Here is a 16,013-nt window from a genome sequence, read left to right on the forward strand (position 1 = left end):
ATTCGGAAATATTCTAAACTTTTTTACTTCCTGATTCAAGCCATTCCATCAGCACATAGACCGTCAATAACATCCCTAGCGCATACAGAGAATCTTCAACCGGTATTGTAAATATGCGAGTATTCATATTTTCTGCATGATCATACCATACCACTTGTTCTTGAATAAAAGATCCCGTTAACACGCCGTTTACGAGTAGAAAAGGGAGTAAGATAATCAAGAATGTTGGTAAAAATAGAGCCAGTTTATCACGCATATAATTGTAAACCAATCCTAATAATAAAATTGTGTAAACAAAATTTACTAGCGTATACCATCTATCATAATAGTACCAAAGACATATGATCATAGTAGTTACAAGTGTCACATATATGATGGACGCCGTTTGATTGCTGAAGGTGAGATTTGGGGATAGATAGGATAGAGAATGATGCGTAAACATGCAGGCATAAGGAATACATATAAAAAACAGCCACTCTTCTATTGGTAAATTAAATATTTTGTATCCCGTTATATATGCATCGTTAAACCCCCAGAACCCAGCATTTGTAAAAATGATATCCCAAGAAATATAAAAAGCCATCATTATGGCGATGGCTGGAAAGAGGTATTTCCATTTTTTATAGAACTGAAGTTTAGGGTGAAAGCTAAAAAGAAAAGGAACAACAAAAGACCCTATATTTAAATAGAGATATAGATTTTTCATGCCTACTTATCTTTTAAAGTATTTTAAAGGTGGGACCAACATCCCAAAACATTCACCTTCACCTTTACCTAAGTGCTTATGGTGTATTTTGTGTGCTCGTCTTATGCCTTTTGCATACCAATTGTTTGCATTACGAAACAGCTTAAACCGTTGATGTATAAAAATGTCGTGTATAAAAAAATAAGCTACGCCGTAGGCAAAAATACCTAAGCCTATGGGAAGCCCAATCCAAATGTTATAAGAATCCCAAGCGATAAAACAGCTAATACTTACAGCAGCATAAAAGATGAAAAAGAAATCATTACGCTCCCACCAACTGCCGTGGTCTTTATGATGATGGTCTTTATGAAATTTCCATAAAAAGCCATGCATCACATATTTATGGGTGAACCACGCCATAAATTCCATAATACTAAACGTCATTAAAAAGACAAGAATCCAGAGAAAAATATCCATGGTTTATTTTACAAGTTTAAGTTGATATTTTACGTAACTGCGTGTGAGTAGCCCAAATTTCTCATAATTAGGAACACGTATGCGCGTATTTTTTATCTCCATTGCAGGAGTCTTTTGTAATTTTTTAAGTAATCTGTTATAATAGCGGTACGCCATAAATACACCAAATTTCGCATCTGTAGGTAATAATAAAATACCCTTATATCCTTTGGCAAAATCTTCTTCAATATCTTTTATGATAGTGGCTTTAGAAGCTTCGTCTAAGGCATTTAGATTTGTGTTCGGGAAATAGGTGCGACTTAGTCCTTCAAAGTCATCTTTCAAATCTCGCAAGAAATTTACTTTCTGAAAAGCCGATCCTAATGACATGGCAGACTCTTTTAATTCTTCGTATTGCTTATGGTCTCCTTTCACAAATACCTTAAGGCACATAAGACCCACAACATCTGCTGAGCCATAAATATACTGCTTATATTCATCTTCTGTCAAGTAGTCGCTCTTGGTAAGGTCTAAGCGCATACTATCCATAAACGAATCTATTAATGCGCGATCAATATCATATTCAGCAACCGTATGCTGAAATGAATTAATGATAGGGTTTAAGCTAATTTTATGCTTCAAGCCGTACTCCATTTCAGTTTCAAAATTTGCAAACAGTGTTGATTTATCATAGTCATGAAAAGAGTCTACAATTTCATCTGCAAAACGCACAAAACCATAGATGTTGTAAATGTCTTGGCGTATTGAAGGCGCAAGCATTTTTGTGGCAAGTGAGAACGATGTGCTATAAGCATTAGTTACGCTCTTGCTACAAGTTTGAGATACGATGTCAAATAGTGCTTTCAATTAGCTTGTTTTTTCAATGAGTCCAGCAACAAGTTTACCAGAGATTAATGCTGGTGGGACTCCTGGCCCTGGAACGGTTAATTGTCCTGTAAAAAATAAATTTTCAACCTTTTTACTCTTTAATTTAGGTCTTAAAAATGCAGTTTGTAATAGTGTGTTTGCAAGACCATAGGCATTTCCTTTATATGAATTATATGCTTCTACAAAATCATTCACACAAAAGGATTCCTTAAATATAACGTAATTTTTCACATCTTGGTCGGTCAATTCTTCAAAACGATTTATAATAATGTTAAAATATTTTTCTCTTAGTTCTGGTGTGTCTTCCAGTCCAGGAGCTAATGGGATTAGAAAAAACCCAGCTTCTTTACCTTCGGGAGCGGCACTACTATCTGTCATCGAAGGAAAGTTAGCGTAAAATAACGGGTCTTCTGGCCACTTTGGATCATCATAAATTTGGGTAGCATGGGCGGCAAAATCGACATCAAAGAATAAAGTATGATGTTCAGCATTTTTAATTTTTTTATCAAACCCTACATAAAATAAAAGGGATGATGGTGCAAAAGTTCTGCTTTCCCAGTACTTTTCAGAATATTGCCTCAACGACTTAGGTACTAAAGTTTCTGTGTGATGATAATCTGCTCCACTGAGTATAATATCCCCAAGAACTTTTTTTCCATTTGCGACAATACCTTTTGCGGTTTTCCCTTCTGTAATTATTTCTGAAATATTCTGAGATGTCTTAATTGTCACGCCAAGTTCTATTGCCAAATCTCGCATCCCTTCAATAACACTGTACATGCCATTTTTAGGATGAAAAGTCCCTAACCCAAAATCTGCATAATTCATAAAACTATAAAAAGAAGGAGTGTCAGAAGGTTTTGCGCCTAAAAATAATACGGGAAATTCAAGTATCGAGATGAGTCTTGGGTTCTTAAATGTCTTTCTAACATCTCTACTTATGGTGCTGAAAAACTGTCCTATTTTTCTTGCGGTTACCGGTGTCACTAATTCTAATGGTGAAATGCCTGGTCTGTAAACAAGGTCCTTAATGGCGATATTATAATTATCCTGTGCATTATCAATAAATTTCTTTAATTGAATAGAACTTCCTTTTTCTTCAATTTCAAATGCTGCGCATATTTTTTCTAAGGTATCCTCAATCGTGATGTAATCATTTTTTCCGAAGTACACCGCATATGCTGGGCTCAGTTTGTTAAGCTCGTAATAATCTGATGTCTTTTTACCAAAATCATTAAAGAAGCGCTCAAATACATCTGGCATCCAGTACCAGCTTGGACCTATGTCGAAAGTAAAGCCTTCTCGTTTTAATTGCCTCGCTCTTCCACCAACGGTCTCATTCTTTTCGTAGATAACAACTTCGTTGCCTTCTTTTGCCAAGTAAGAAGCCGCAGCTAATGCTGAAAATCCAGCACCTATTATTAGTACTTTTTTAGGCATTTGCAAGACGTTTTAGTTGTTTATTAAAATCTTGTATTTGAGTGATAGCTTTGATGTTACCGTTTACTCTCTTTTGATCAATATCATTTGCCTTTGAGCCCAAACACCAAAGATCATAGATGGTGTCTGTGCAAACTAGATCATTAAAATCTTTAAGATATTTATGTATGGAAATTGTGCTTGGTTCTGTGGTTAAATAAGTCATGTAAAGTAAATTTTCATGATGTTTTTTAACGTGAGTTAAACTTTCTAAGGGTATATTACTTCCAAGATAAACGGTTTTAAATCCAGCTTGTATTACTAGGTATTGCGCGTAAATAAGTCCTATTTCGTGGATCTCGTTGAATGGAAGATACAGTGCGACTATTTTATCACTTTTAAGCACAAATTGCTGTTGAGCCTTATCTGTCTCTATGGTGAGTTTCTGCCTGATTAGTTCTGAAATGAAACGCTCATGACTCGGGTCTATAGTGCCTGCAAGCCATAGCATCCCTATTTCTGCTAATAGTGGGATAATTAAGTTCTCGAAAGAATGATTAAAATTCGATTGCTTCTCCATCTCCTTGTATGTATTATGAAAAAGATCGAAGTCAAAACTGAACATGGCTGTTTTAAACTTATTGATGATATAGGCATTTTGAGAAGAGGTTGAACTCTCTTTAGTTAAAGTTATAATTTCATCCTGGCCTAATGTCGCGATCTTAGAGATTTTATGCCCTTCATTATATAGATGCGTGACATTAAGTAGTTTTTTAAGTCCATCTAGATTGTATATCCTAATATTGGTTTCTGATCGCTCAGGAGAGAATAATTCATAACGTTTTTCCCAGATTCTTATCGTGTGAGCTTTGACTCCACTTAGGTTCTCTAGGTCTTTAATGCTAAATACTGTTTTTATGGCCACTTTGTTAGCTTTTGAGTGCGCAAAAATAACTTATTAAAAACAGAATCAATTCTTTATGTTTAATAAACTTTTGCCAAAGTTAAACAAAATATAAACTAAGAATAAAATAGTTATCCACTAATATGACTTAACTTGTTAGGAGAATAAACAGCGTTATGATTTTTAAGTGAACGTTCATCTTTAGTGAAGACTTCGTGGAAGACGCTATCGCTTTATCGACGCGTTAAACTAATAAACGTTGTGGTCTAGTAGACAAAAAAAGTCATCGGTTAAGATGACTTATGTTGTACCCGGAATGGGACTTGAACCCACACGCAACTAGTGCACACGGCCCTCAACCGTGCCTGTCTACCAATTTCAGCACCCGGGTAGATAGGAGTGCGTTTCTGAAAATTAGAATATTTCAGAAACAAAAAAAGTTAAACCGAAAGGTCTAACTTTTTTGTGACCAGTCTGGGGCTCGAACCCAGGACCACCTCCTTAAAAGGGAGGTGCTCTACCAACTGAGCTAACTGGTCATTTCCTAAAAAAAAAGAATTGCGATGCAAAGTAGTTCTCTAGGCGGGTGCAAATATACTACCATTAAATATAAAATTCAAAAGGAAAATCAATAAATTTGAAAAAAAATATAAGCTTTTTCTTTGGGCTTCATAATCAAGTAATTAGTAGTATGAAAATTGTCTTAATAGGGTATATGGGTTCGGGTAAGAGTGTTATAGGAAGCGGCCTAGCTAAAGTTTTGTCCACTTCCTTCTATGATTTAGATGCAGAAATAGAGAAAGAAGAAAGTCTGTCTATCGCTTCTGTATTTGTTGAAAAGGGCGAAATTTATTTCAGAAAAAAAGAGCGCGCTACTTTATTGAGGCTTTTAGTGCAAAATAATCAGAGTATTATCGCGACTGGAGGTGGTACGCCTTGCTATGGAAATATGATGGAGACCATTTTGAGTAAACCAGATGTGATCGTTATTTATTTAAAAGCCTCTCTGGAAACATTAACCCAACGCTTGAGCGATGAAAAAGAAAAGCGACCTCTTATAGCGCATCTTAAAACTGAAGTGGGTTTAAACGATTTTATTCGAAAACACCTTTTCGAACGTAATTTTTATTATTTTCAAGCAGAAAGAACCATCAATGTAGACGATAAAACAGTAGTAGAAATTGTAGAAGAAATAGTAGTAGACCTATTCTAAGATAGCGCGGTCATTTCCTTTTTCAAAAATCACAGCAACATTCTCATTAATTGAAGTAGAAAGTGAAACGCCTTTATAGTCTGCCTTTATTGGATATTTTTTGTGATTTCTATCTACAAGTACAGCAGTCTTAAATTGCTTTAACGGTACATCTAGAAAATGCCGAACAGCATATATTAAGGTAGTGCCAGAATGTAACACGTCATCCACAAGAACTAGAGATTTGTCTTGGTAGGCAGATGCGGGGATTGATGTTTTAATAGGAGATGAAGGAGATTTTTTGTCAATAGTCACTGCGCAGAGTGTCACTTTTATGGGGGAAATTTTCTCGACCATGGTCTTCAGTTTTTTAGCAAACGTGTAACCGTTCTCTTTAATGCCCGCAATGACTATCTCTTTTTCATTCAAATTCGCTTCATAAATTTGATACCCCATTCTGCGTATCTTGTGCGCAAATTGTGTCTTGTCTAGAATAACCGTGGTTGTTGTCATTTTGAGTGTTTTTCTGAAATCAAAAATACTGATATTAAATAAGTCTAAGTCAAGTTTTAAGTTGTGAATATTTCCGAAGAGATTATAGCCTTCTAATAGCTATAATCAAAAATCACCTCACTCTTCTTCTGTATCTACATAAAAGCCATCAATATCTCTTCTGTCTTTTTTAGTAGGACGACCCACGCCTTTTTTACGATAGTAATCTTTGCTGTATTTTAAAAGTGCTTGTTGCTGAAACGCTTCTTTAGGTGTAACGTCTTTAGCATATAAAGCAACGAGTTTTGCGCCTACTCTTTGCTCGGGGAGGTTAATCACCTGGATAACGTAGCTTACTTGTTTTTTTCTGTAAGTAATAGTGTCTCCAGGAAATACGTCGCGAGATGGCTTAATAACCGCATCTCCTAAACGAACAGCTCCTTTTTTGCATTCCTTGGTAGCGACGCTCCTCGTTTTGCAATACCTAATGCACCATAAATATTTATCAACTCTCATAATAGAACTACTAAAACTACATTTTTTATGCTAACAAAAATAACCGAAAATTGTATCTTGCAGCCCAAAATGAAACCTATGTTTAAAGCAAAATTTATTTTTGTATTTCTTTTCATCACTATTTGGGCCTGTGGCTCAGATGATGAAGATTCAAATATAACCCCACCGCGTGATAGAGGAGAAGAATCTATTGCAGCGCAATTAGAAATTGAAGACTTTTTAGCAACTCACTTCTATAACTACGAAGATTTTCAAAATCCACCAGCTGGCTTTGATTTTAATATTGTTATTGATTCTCTCGTGGGAGACAATGTAGATAAAATAGCATTGATTGACCAGGTGGAGTCTAAAATGGTAGTAGATAGACTGGAAGACGATGTGAACTATAAGTTATATTATTTAAAGGCAGTACAAGGATCTGGTGATTCACCAGAATTTCCAGACATTACAGTTGTAAAATATGTGGGTATGAAACTAGATCTTGAACCTTTTGACGCGTCTTCACAACCTGTTGCTTTTGATTTAACAGGTGTGGTGAACGGTTTTCAGGATGTTGCTATCGAGTTTAACGCTGCGGGATCTTTTATTAAAAATCCTGATGGGACCACTACTTTTGAAGACTATGGAGTTGGAGCGATGTTTATTCCTTCTGGATTAGGGTACTTTAACAATCCGCCAACGAGTTCAGCAATACCTTTATATGAGCAGTTGGTATTTACGTTTCAATTGTTAGAGACCTTCCAAGGAGATCAAGACGGTGACGGTGTGCCTTCTATTTATGAAGATATAGATGGCAATGGACAAGAAGAAAACGACGACACAGATGATGACTTTACACCTAATTTTGCAGATGCGGATGATGACAATGACGGAGTGCCTACGAGTCAAGAAATTCTAGACGAGAATGGTGTGAGAATTACAGATCCAGCATTGTATCCAGATATAGATGGTGACGGTACACCAGATTATCTAGATGAGGATAGTTAATTGAATACGACCTTAGATAAAAGACCGCTTATCACTGATGAGCGGTCTTTTTGTTTTTATACTTTGGAAATTTTAAAGCAGCCAGTTCTGTCCGTTCATTTTTAGTGGTGCTTCTTATAAGAGCGAATATGGAGTATTTCTACTTATGCTGCGTACCGCTTTATTCCTTTTTATGTGTCAGCTCCATAGTGATTAGGTCTAAGCTTCCTATTCACTGTTGTATAATTGCTATGACGCAAAAAAGGGAGAGGCTATATGGTATAGCTTCTCCCTTTTTTAATGATTTTCGAAAATGGTATTACTTTCTAGCAGCTACTTTTTTTGCTGCTTTCACTATAGCCTCGGCGTTTAAACCATACTTTTCCATCAATTGAGCTGGCGTGCCAGACTCACCAAAGGTGTCTTGAGTAGCTACCATTTCTTGCGGTGTAGGAGCGTTCTCTGCTAGAACTCTTGCGACGCTTTCTCCAAGCCCACCTAGGTAGTTATGCTCTTCTGCAGTAACAACACAACCTGTCTTCTTAACACTTGTGATTATGGCTTGTGCGTCAAGGGGTTTTATAGTGTGTATATTTATTACTTCAGCAGATATTCCTGATTCATTTAAGGTTTTTGCAGCTTCTAATGCTTCCCAAACTAAGTGTCCCGTAGCGATGATGGTTACATCAGTTCCTTCTGTGAGTTCAAGTGCTTTTCCTATTTCAAATGTGCCATTTTCTGGCGTGAAGTTGGCAACTTTAGGACGTCCAAAACGTAAGTATACTGGTCCGTTGTGATCTGCAATGGCTAATGTTGCGGCCTTTGTTTGGTTGTAATCACATGTGTTGATTACAGTCATTCCCGGAAGCATTTTCATTAAGCCTATATCTTCAAGAATCTGGTGCGTTGCGCCATCCTCCCCTAAAGTGATCCCAGCATGCGAAGCACATATCTTTACGTTCTTACCGCTATAAGCAACACTTTGTCTTATTTGATCATAGACGCGACCTGTGGAGAAGTTTGCAAAAGTACCCGTATAAGGAATTTTTCCTCCAATGGTCATACCTGCTGCCATTCCGATCATATTTGCTTCTGCAATCCCCACTTGAAAGAAGCGCTCTGGATGGTTTGCTTTAAAGGCGTCCATTTTAAGAGAGCCTGTTAAGTCTGCACAAAGTGCTACCACGTTTTCGTTTTTCTTACCAAGTTCTTCAAGACCTGCTCCAAAACCTGATCGTGTGTCCTTGTTACCTGTGTTTGTATATGTTTTCATAATCCTCCCCTAGCCCCTCTGATAGAGGGGAATGTTTGCGGGTATTATTTAACTATTAATATTCAATCTATTTGTAATTTTGATTTCCCTTTCGGTTTGCGCTGAACTTGATTCAGTGGGCTAGGGCGACTAGTAGTCTCCTAATGTCTCTGGATTCTGAGATAAGGCTTCTGCGAGTTGTTCATCGTTAGGAGCTTTCCCGTGCCAAGCATGCGTATGCATCATAAAGTCTACGCCGTTCCCCATTACTGTATGTAATAAAACGCAGATAGGTTTTCCGTTGCCGGTTTTTGATTTTGCTTCTTTGAGGCTGTCGATGACCGCCTTCATATTGTTTCCTTCTTTTACATCGAGTACATCCCAACCAAAGGCTTCAAATTTTGCGCGGATGCTACCCATACCGAGCACCATATCTGTAGACCCGTCTATCTGCTGGCCGTTAACATCAATAGACACGATAATATTGTCTACTTTGTTTGCGGCTGCATACATAATTGCTTCCCAGTTTTGACCTTCTTGCAACTCACCGTCACCACAAAGGGTGTATATTAGGTGGGTGTCGTTGTTTAGTTTTTTTGCTGCTGCTGCGCCTAAGGCTGCAGAAATACCTTGTCCTAAAGATCCTGAAGCAATACGTATTCCGGGAAGTCCCTCATGTGTTGTTGGATGTCCTTGTAGCCTAGAGTTTAAGAGTCTAAACGTATTTAGTTCTTCTACTGGAAAGTATCCTGAACGTGCTAACACACTGTAGAATACAGGTGAAATGTGACCGTTAGATAAGAAGAAGAGATCTTCTCCCTTTCCATCCATGTCAAATTCTTCTTTACGATCCATCACTTCTTGGTAGAGCGCCACAAAAAATTCGGCACAGCCTAAAGAGCCCCCTGGGTGCCCAGAATTTACTTTGTGAACCTGTCTTAAAATGTCGCGTCGTACTTGCGTTACTAACTTTTCTAATTGTGCAATATCTGCCATAATTGTTTTAGAATAAAGTGTCAAAAGTACTAGAATCTTAGGGTGAACTCAAGGTGAAAAAGAGGCAGTTATTAACGATTTTGGGGTATTAGTTAACAAATAGGAAGTTTAGTCATTTCTTTTTAAAATAGGGATTAAGGATGCTTGTCGTATTTCAGAAATACTATAAAAGGGTATCTTTGCACTTTCAAGATTTTATATGGATTTTAAACTAGAAGGAACAGATATAAATAGCCAAGCGCGTGCTGGTACAATCACACTGGATCACGGTCCTGTAGAGACACCTATTTTTATGCCTGTAGGTACTGTGGGTTCTGTAAAGGGTGTGCATCAACGCGAACTTGCAGACGAGATAAATCCTGATATTATTTTAGGAAATACCTATCATTTATACTTGAGGCCTTCCATCGATATTATTGAAAAAGCCGGTGGAATTCACAAGTTTATGAATTGGGATAGAAACATCCTAACAGATAGTGGTGGCTATCAAGTGTATTCACTTTCTGAAAACAACAAAATTAAAGAAGAAGGAGTAAAGTTTAAATCACACATAGACGGCAGCTACCATACATTTACGCCAGAGAATGTGATGGAAATTCAGCGTTCGATTGGGGCAGATATCATCATGGCTTTTGATGAATGTACCCCTTATCCTTGTGATTATAATTATGCAAAACGATCTATGCATATGACGCATCGCTGGTTAGAGCGTTGCTTGACACATCTTGAGAAGTTGCCTTTTAAATATGATTACGGTCAGACGTTTTTTCCTATTGTACAAGGAAGTACATATAAAGATTTACGCCAGCAATCTGCAGAATATATAGCTGGAGTAGGTGCAGAAGGAAATGCCATTGGCGGACTTTCTGTAGGCGAACCGGCAGAAGAGATGTACGCAATGACAGAGGTTGTGACCGCTATCTTGCCAAAAGATAAGCCTCGTTATTTAATGGGCGTAGGTACTCCTATTAACTTATTAGAAAATATTGCTCTCGGGATTGACATGTTTGATTGTGTAATGCCTACCCGTAATGGACGTAACGGAATGCTCTTTACGGCCCACGGAACTATCAACATAAAGAACAAAAAATGGGAGGCAGATTTTTCAGTGATTGATGATATGGCGATCACGTGGGTAGATACTGCTTACAGCAAAGCATATGTAAGACATCTTTTTACCGTTAATGAAATGCTAGGGAGACAGATTGCGACTATTCATAACCTTGGTTTTTATCTTTGGTTGGTGCGCGAAGCAAGAAAACATATCTTAGCAGGAGATTTTACCAAATGGAAGAACATGATGGTGAGGCAAATGGACAAACGACTATAAGTTAGTTTTTAGTGGCAGATGCAGAAAAAAAGTATAAAGGCAAATGTTAATCGAAGATTCCGTTTGGGTATGAAAATGATGTTATAAGCGAACACATAATAACTTTAAAGTATCTGACCTAGATTTAATAAAAACAGAAACTACAAACCACAAGCCCAAACAATAAGCCATTTTCATGCTAAGCATTCTCGATAAATACATATTAAAAAAATACCTCGGTACCTTTGGTCTCCTGTTGTTGCTTTTTATTCCTATCGGTATTACAGTGCATTTGGCAGAGAAGATTGATAAGATCTTAGATAATGAAGTGCCATTTAATGCTGTAGCGATATATTTTTTAGAGTTCACAGTTTATTTTGCAAATCTGTTGTTTCCGCTATTTCTGTTTTTGTCTGTGATTTGGTTTACATCTAAGCTTGCTAACAACACAGAGGTAATTGCTTTTTTGAGTAGCGGTGTTTCTTATTACCGTTTTTTAAGACCTTTTATGATAGGGGCAACTATCGTATTTGCTCTAGGACTTGGGCTTACTTTATATCTTGCGCCTCATGCGAGTAAAGGCTATAACGAGTTTACATATGAGTATTTAATTAGAAAGCAAGACCGCGAGAAAGGAAATATCTTTAGACAGATTAATGATAATGACTATATATACGTAAGCCATTTTAATGTACTAGACCATTCTGGCGGGAATTTTAGTTTAGAACATTTTGAAGACAATAAACTTGTGTATAAAATCTCTGCAAATCGTATCCGTTACAATGAGTTGGATAGTACCTATACGCTTCAAAATTATAAGAAACGTACTATAGGAATAAACGATGACATCTTAGAAAAACGAACTCGAGTAGATACTACGTTTTCTTTTGCATTAGAAGATCTTACTCCTGTAAAATATATTGCAGAAACACTCAATTATGCAGACTTAAATAAATACATAGCGCAAGAACGGGCTAGAGGTTCGTCCTATATTAATAGATATGTCCTCGAGAAGTATAAGCGCTTCAGCATTCCGTTTTCTGTTTTTATTTTGACCATTATTGCGGTGGCCGTTTCATCTGTAAAGCGCCGTGGTGGGATGGGAGCAAATCTTGCTATAGGTATTGGTATTGGGATGGTGTTTGTGTTTTTTGATAAAATTTTTGGAACACTCGCGCAGCAAAGTGATTTTTCACCCTTGGTAGCGACTTGGTTTCCTAATGTGGTCTTTACTATCTTAGCGATTTACCTGTTACGCAATGCAAAACGATAAACTCCTCAATTACCTACACCTACATTTCATCATTTTTATTTGGGGTTTTACAGCCGTACTGGGTGCTCTCATTACGATAGATGCACTTCCTTTGGTGTGGTTTAGAATGTTAATTGCAAGTGTTCTAATCTTTTTTTGGGTACTACTGAAACGTTATAAACTGAAATTTAAGCTAAAAACAATCGCTGGGTTCTTCCTAGCAGGACTGATAATCGCCGTCCATTGGTTGGCGTTTTTTGGTGCCATCAAAGAATCTAATGTCTCGATCACGCTAGCGATCATGTCTACAGGTGCGTTTTTCACTGCTTTCTTAGAGCCTATATATTATAGGAGAAAAATTATCTGGTATGAGGTTCTTTTTGGACTTATTGTAGTGGTTGGTTTATATATTATTTTTCAAGTAGAAGGTGACTATTTTTGGGGGATCTTACTCGCCCTTACTTCTTCTTTTTTAGGAGCGCTTTTTTCTGTTATTAATGGAAAGCTTGCAGTAAAATATAACGCGTCGGTCATTTCGTTTTATGAGTTGTTCTTTGGTATGTTATGTATTACAGCCTATCTGTTCTATGCTCGTGACTTTTCCGAAGCATTCTTTATAATCTCTTTAATGGATTGGGTGTACCTTCTTATTTTAGCCTCTGCCTGTACCGCCTACGCTTTTATCGCGTCGGTACACGTGATGAAGTGGATAAGCCCTTATACCGTAATGCTGAGCATTAACATGGAGCCTGTATATGGCATATTACTAGCGCTATGGATTCTAGGTGATAAAGAACATATGAGCCCACAATTTTATATGGGTGCTGGGATTATTGTCGCCACAGTTATCTGCAACGGAATTATTAAAATGAGGAGCATTAGAAAGTCTAAAGAGATGTTATAATAAGCATGACATTGGTTATATTTGTAGCCATAACAAACCTGAAAATAGAAGATACTATGGAATATCTTGAGTTTGAACTTCCGATTAAAGAATTACAAGAACAGTACGAGAAAGCCTTCGAGATAGGCGAGGACAGTGAAATAGATGTGACTAATACTTGTAAGCAAATTGAGAAGAAACTAAAAGAAACCAAAAAAGAAATATATAAAAACCTTACTCCGTGGCAGCGCGTATTATTATCGCGTCATCCCAATCGTCCCTACACAATGGATTATATAAATTCTATTTGTGATAAATCATTTTTAGAATTACACGGGGATCGAAATTTTAAAGACGATAAAGCAATGGTGGGTGGCCTAGGTAAAATAGGCGATCAGAGTTATATGTTTATTGGTCAGCAAAAAGGATACAATACAAAAACACGACAGTATAGAAATTTTGGGATGGCAAATCCTGAGGGATATCGTAAGGCACTGCGTCTGATGAAATCTGCCGAGAAATTCGGCATTCCTGTTGTGACCTTAATAGATACGCCAGGCGCCTATCCAGGAATGGAGGCAGAAGAAAGAGGACAAGGAGAAGCTATTGCCCGGAATATACTTGAGATGACTCGCCTTAAAGTGCCAATTATTGTAGTTATCATTGGTGAAGGAGCCAGTGGTGGTGCCCTAGGAATAGGAGTAGGAGATCGTGTACTGATGTTAGAAAACACATGGTACTCTGTAATCTCTCCAGAAAGTTGTTCTTCTATATTATGGAAGAGCTGGGAGTATAAAGAACAAGCAGCAGAAGCCTTAAAGCTTACGGCAACAGATATGAAAAAGCAAAAGCTCATAGACGTTATTGTTAAAGAACCTTTAGGTGGAGCACATAGTGATCGTGAGACTACTTTTAAGACTGTTGCAGCTGCCATCGAGAAAGAATATGCCGTTTTAAAAGACTTATCACCAAAAGATTTAGTCGAAAAAAGAATGGATAAATATTCTCAAATGGGAGTCTTTAAAGAATAAATTGAGTGATACCGGTACTTTAAAAAATCTGAAGTGTTAGCTTCAGATTTTTTTGTACCTTATTAACAATATTTTTTACTTGTTAACAATGCACTTGTTAATGAATGGTTAATATCCATACTTACATTTTTCTCACTTAATCATTATGTTATCCTTACTTTAGTCATATGGAACAAGTACAAACATCTTCTTCATTTAAAAAGCGCACAACTCCTGTAGTTTCTCTGGAGAAAGGTAAAATACCACCACAAGCTATTGACCTTGAGGAGGTTGTGTTAGGCGCGATGATGATTGATAAAAAAGGGGTTGATGATGTTATCGATATATTAAGCTCAGATGTTTTCTATAAGGAAGCGCATCAGCATATTTTTGAGGCCATCTATATTCTCTTTAAAGAAGGCTCGCCGGTCGACTTATTAACCGTTTCGGCGCGTTTAAAGCAGATGCAAAAACTAGATGCTGCAGGAGGAGAGTTTTATTTGATTCAGTTAACTCAAAAAGTGTCTTCTTCAGCGCATATTGAGTTTCACTCTAGAATCATACTTCAAAAGTTTATACAACGTAGTTTAATCAAAATCTCCAATGAGATTATTGAAGAATCTTACGACGAAACTACAGACGTTTTTGATTTACTCGACACAGCAGAATCTAAACTCTACGAGATTACCCAAGGAAACATTAAACGATCTTCAGAAACAGCACAGCAATTAGTGATTGCCGCAAAAAAGAAGATTGAAGAAATAGCCAACAAAGAAGGGCTCTCCGGAATTCCTTCAGGATTTGAGTTAGTAGATAAACTTACCTCAGGATGGCAGCCTAGTGATTTAATCATCATCGCAGCCCGTCCAGGTATGGGTAAAACGGCGTTAACTTTATCTATGGCACGTAACGTTGCGGTAGATCATAATATTCCTGTCGCCTTTTTCTCACTGGAGATGTCATCTGTGCAATTGATTACACGTTTAATTTCTTCGGAAACGAAACTGTCTTCGGAAAAGTTGCGTACTGGAAACCTTGAGAAGCATGAGTGGGAGCAGTTAAACGTAAGAGTACAAGCTTTAGAAAAAGCGCCTTTGTTTATTGATGACACACCTTCTTTATCCATTTTTGATTTACGTGCAAAAGCAAGACGTTTGGCTTCACAACACGGGATAAAATTGATAATGATTGATTACCTCCAGTTGATGACTGCCGGAGGAAATAAAAACGGAGGAAACCGAGAACAAGAAATCTCGACTATCTCTCGTAACCTTAAAGCCCTCGCTAAAGAATTAGCCATACCGGTAATTGCACTATCACAATTATCGCGTGCCGTTGAAACACGTGGAGGAAGTAAGCGCCCATTATTAAGTGACCTTCGTGAATCTGGAGCGATTGAGCAAGATGCAGATATTGTATCCTTTATTTATCGCCCAGAATACTACAAAATAGAAGAGTGGGATGACGACGAACACTCACCTACAGACGGGCAAGCAGAGTTTATTATCGCCAAGCACCGTAACGGTGGTCTTGATGAAATACGTCTAAAGTTCATCGGTCATTTAGGACGTTTTGAAAACTTGGAGACCTTTAATTATATGCCTACAGAATTACATTCTAGCATGAATAACGCGGCGAATGATGACACCTTTAAAACGGCAAATCTACCTTCGCCAGATGAAGCCTTTGGCAGTGCGATGAATGACGATCTAAGTGCTGATGATGACAGTGAAGTTCCTTTTTAGAACTGGAGCTGGAACTCGAAAAATAATAATTTTATAGTGGAATACATG

The 16,013-nt window shown here is 37.4% G+C and carries 16 protein-coding genes and 2 tRNA genes; 7 read left to right on the forward strand and 11 right to left on the reverse strand.

Annotated elements, in window-relative coordinates:
* Positions 1 to 13: 13 nt before the first annotated feature.
* From ABXT71_RS07315 to ABXT71_RS07345, 7 genes are all read right to left on the reverse strand, one after another.
* Positions 14 to 706 carry a lycopene cyclase domain-containing protein gene (locus ABXT71_RS07315; protein ID WP_415370685.1) on the reverse strand — a complete coding sequence of 231 codons (693 nt, stop codon included), beginning with the start codon at positions 704 to 706 and terminating at the stop codon, positions 14 to 16.
* Positions 707 to 712: 6 nt separating this feature from the next.
* Positions 713 to 1,162, reverse strand: a complete 450-nt coding sequence (locus ABXT71_RS07320; RefSeq protein ID WP_415370686.1) for a beta-carotene hydroxylase — start codon at positions 1,160 to 1,162, stop codon at positions 713 to 715.
* 3 nt (positions 1,163 to 1,165) lie between these two features.
* Positions 1,166 to 2,008, reverse strand: a complete 843-nt coding sequence (locus tag ABXT71_RS07325; protein ID WP_415370687.1) for a phytoene/squalene synthase family protein — start codon at positions 2,006 to 2,008, stop codon at positions 1,166 to 1,168.
* Complete coding sequence (locus ABXT71_RS07330; RefSeq protein WP_415370688.1) at positions 2,009 to 3,469, reverse strand: phytoene desaturase family protein; 1,461 nt, start codon at positions 3,467 to 3,469, stop codon at positions 2,009 to 2,011. It lies immediately after the preceding gene.
* Positions 3,462 to 4,373 (reverse strand): MerR family transcriptional regulator, encoded by a 912-nt coding sequence (locus tag ABXT71_RS07335; protein ID WP_415370689.1) that lies wholly within the window; start codon positions 4,371 to 4,373, stop codon positions 3,462 to 3,464. Before ABXT71_RS07335 ends, ABXT71_RS07330 begins: the two co-directional genes overlap by 8 nt.
* A 287-nt stretch (positions 4,374 to 4,660) precedes the next feature.
* A tRNA-Leu gene (locus tag ABXT71_RS07340) sits at positions 4,661 to 4,743 on the reverse strand.
* 75 nt (positions 4,744 to 4,818) lie between these two features.
* Positions 4,819 to 4,891: transfer RNA gene (locus ABXT71_RS07345), tRNA-Lys, on the reverse strand.
* A gap of 98 nt (positions 4,892 to 4,989) precedes the next feature.
* On the opposite strand from ABXT71_RS07345, the gene ABXT71_RS07350 reads away from it, so the two are divergent.
* The gene (locus tag ABXT71_RS07350) at positions 4,990 to 5,565 is read left to right on the forward strand and encodes a shikimate kinase (RefSeq protein ID WP_415370690.1); all 576 of its coding nucleotides are present in this window, start codon (positions 4,990 to 4,992) and stop codon (positions 5,563 to 5,565) included.
* Here ABXT71_RS07350 and ABXT71_RS07355 read toward each other — a convergent pair.
* Together ABXT71_RS07355 and ABXT71_RS07360 are read right to left on the reverse strand one after the other, a co-directional pair.
* Positions 5,557 to 6,057 (reverse strand): phosphoribosyltransferase family protein, encoded by a 501-nt coding sequence (locus ABXT71_RS07355; RefSeq protein WP_415370691.1) that lies wholly within the window; start codon positions 6,055 to 6,057, stop codon positions 5,557 to 5,559. The two genes, ABXT71_RS07350 and ABXT71_RS07355, sit on opposite strands and share 9 nt — an antisense overlap.
* 117 nt (positions 6,058 to 6,174) lie before the next feature.
* Entirely contained in the window at positions 6,175 to 6,552 is a 378-nt protein-coding gene (locus tag ABXT71_RS07360) for an RNA-binding S4 domain-containing protein (RefSeq protein WP_415370692.1), read from the reverse strand.
* Positions 6,553 to 6,630: 78 nt separating this feature from the next.
* Here ABXT71_RS07360 and ABXT71_RS07365 point away from each other — a divergent pair, with 78 nt between their 5' ends.
* Positions 6,631 to 7,539, forward strand: a complete 909-nt coding sequence (locus ABXT71_RS07365; RefSeq protein WP_415370693.1) for an FKBP-type peptidyl-prolyl cis-trans isomerase — start codon at positions 6,631 to 6,633, stop codon at positions 7,537 to 7,539.
* Positions 7,540 to 7,837: 298 nt separating this feature from the next.
* Here the strand turns inward: ABXT71_RS07365 and ABXT71_RS07370 are convergent, their stop codons facing one another.
* Both ABXT71_RS07370 and ABXT71_RS07375 read right to left on the reverse strand, forming a co-directional pair.
* Positions 7,838 to 8,791: a transketolase family protein gene (locus ABXT71_RS07370; protein WP_415370694.1), complete on the reverse strand. Its 954-nt coding sequence runs from the start codon at positions 8,789 to 8,791 to the stop codon at positions 7,838 to 7,840.
* Positions 8,792 to 8,920: 129 nt separating this feature from the next.
* On the reverse strand, positions 8,921 to 9,766 hold the full coding sequence (locus tag ABXT71_RS07375) for a transketolase (protein WP_415370695.1): 846 nt from the start codon (positions 9,764 to 9,766) through the stop codon (positions 8,921 to 8,923).
* A gap of 199 nt (positions 9,767 to 9,965) precedes the next feature.
* Here ABXT71_RS07375 and tgt point away from each other — a divergent pair, with 199 nt between their 5' ends.
* The 5 genes from tgt (at position 9,966) to dnaB (ending at position 15,965) form a co-directional block, all read left to right on the forward strand.
* Complete coding sequence (gene tgt, locus ABXT71_RS07380; RefSeq protein ID WP_415370696.1) at positions 9,966 to 11,096, forward strand: tRNA guanosine(34) transglycosylase Tgt; 1,131 nt, start codon at positions 9,966 to 9,968, stop codon at positions 11,094 to 11,096.
* A 175-nt stretch (positions 11,097 to 11,271) separates the two neighbouring features.
* Positions 11,272 to 12,348, forward strand: a complete 1,077-nt coding sequence (locus tag ABXT71_RS07385; RefSeq protein WP_415370697.1) for an LptF/LptG family permease — start codon at positions 11,272 to 11,274, stop codon at positions 12,346 to 12,348.
* On the forward strand, positions 12,335 to 13,231 hold the full coding sequence (locus ABXT71_RS07390; protein ID WP_415370698.1) for a DMT family transporter: 897 nt from the start codon (positions 12,335 to 12,337) through the stop codon (positions 13,229 to 13,231). The genes ABXT71_RS07385 and ABXT71_RS07390 overlap by 14 nt, the downstream gene beginning before the upstream one ends.
* Before the next feature lie 56 nt (positions 13,232 to 13,287).
* Positions 13,288 to 14,241: an acetyl-CoA carboxylase carboxyltransferase subunit alpha gene (locus tag ABXT71_RS07395; RefSeq protein ID WP_415373081.1), complete on the forward strand. Its 954-nt coding sequence runs from the start codon at positions 13,288 to 13,290 to the stop codon at positions 14,239 to 14,241.
* Positions 14,242 to 14,408: 167 nt separating this feature from the next.
* Positions 14,409 to 15,965 (forward strand): replicative DNA helicase, encoded by a 1,557-nt coding sequence (gene dnaB, locus ABXT71_RS07400; RefSeq protein ID WP_415370699.1) that lies wholly within the window; start codon positions 14,409 to 14,411, stop codon positions 15,963 to 15,965.
* Positions 15,966 to 16,013: the final 48 nt, after the last annotated feature.

Origin of the sequence: Patiriisocius sp. Uisw_047, assembly GCF_047730165.1 — a bacterium.
GTDB lineage: Bacteria > Bacteroidota > Bacteroidia > Flavobacteriales > Flavobacteriaceae > Patiriisocius.

Bases quoted from the DNA above. Each gene is read 5' to 3' on its own strand.
- ABXT71_RS07315 (WP_415370685.1), bottom strand. From the start codon at position 706: ATGAAAAATCTATATCTCTATTTAAATATAGGGTCTTTTGTTGTTCCT.
- ABXT71_RS07320 (WP_415370686.1), bottom strand. From the start codon at position 1,162: ATGGATATTTTTCTCTGGATTCTTGTCTTTTTAATGACGTTTAGTATT.
- ABXT71_RS07330 (WP_415370688.1), bottom strand. From the start codon at position 3,469: ATGCCTAAAAAAGTACTAATAATAGGTGCTGGATTTTCAGCATTAGCT.
- ABXT71_RS07355 (WP_415370691.1), bottom strand. From the start codon at position 6,057: ATGACAACAACCACGGTTATTCTAGACAAGACACAATTTGCGCACAAG.
- ABXT71_RS07360 (WP_415370692.1), bottom strand. From the start codon at position 6,552: ATGAGAGTTGATAAATATTTATGGTGCATTAGGTATTGCAAAACGAGG.
- ABXT71_RS07365 (WP_415370693.1), top strand. From the start codon at position 6,631: ATGTTTAAAGCAAAATTTATTTTTGTATTTCTTTTCATCACTATTTGG.
- ABXT71_RS07370 (WP_415370694.1), bottom strand. From the start codon at position 8,791: ATGAAAACATATACAAACACAGGTAACAAGGACACACGATCAGGTTTT.
- ABXT71_RS07375 (WP_415370695.1), bottom strand. From the start codon at position 9,766: ATGGCAGATATTGCACAATTAGAAAAGTTAGTAACGCAAGTACGACGC.
- tgt (WP_415370696.1), top strand. From the start codon at position 9,966: ATGGATTTTAAACTAGAAGGAACAGATATAAATAGCCAAGCGCGTGCT.
- ABXT71_RS07385 (WP_415370697.1), top strand. From the start codon at position 11,272: ATGCTAAGCATTCTCGATAAATACATATTAAAAAAATACCTCGGTACC.
- ABXT71_RS07390 (WP_415370698.1), top strand. From the start codon at position 12,335: ATGCAAAACGATAAACTCCTCAATTACCTACACCTACATTTCATCATT.
- ABXT71_RS07395 (WP_415373081.1), top strand. From the start codon at position 13,288: ATGGAATATCTTGAGTTTGAACTTCCGATTAAAGAATTACAAGAACAG.
- dnaB (WP_415370699.1), top strand. From the start codon at position 14,409: ATGGAACAAGTACAAACATCTTCTTCATTTAAAAAGCGCACAACTCCT.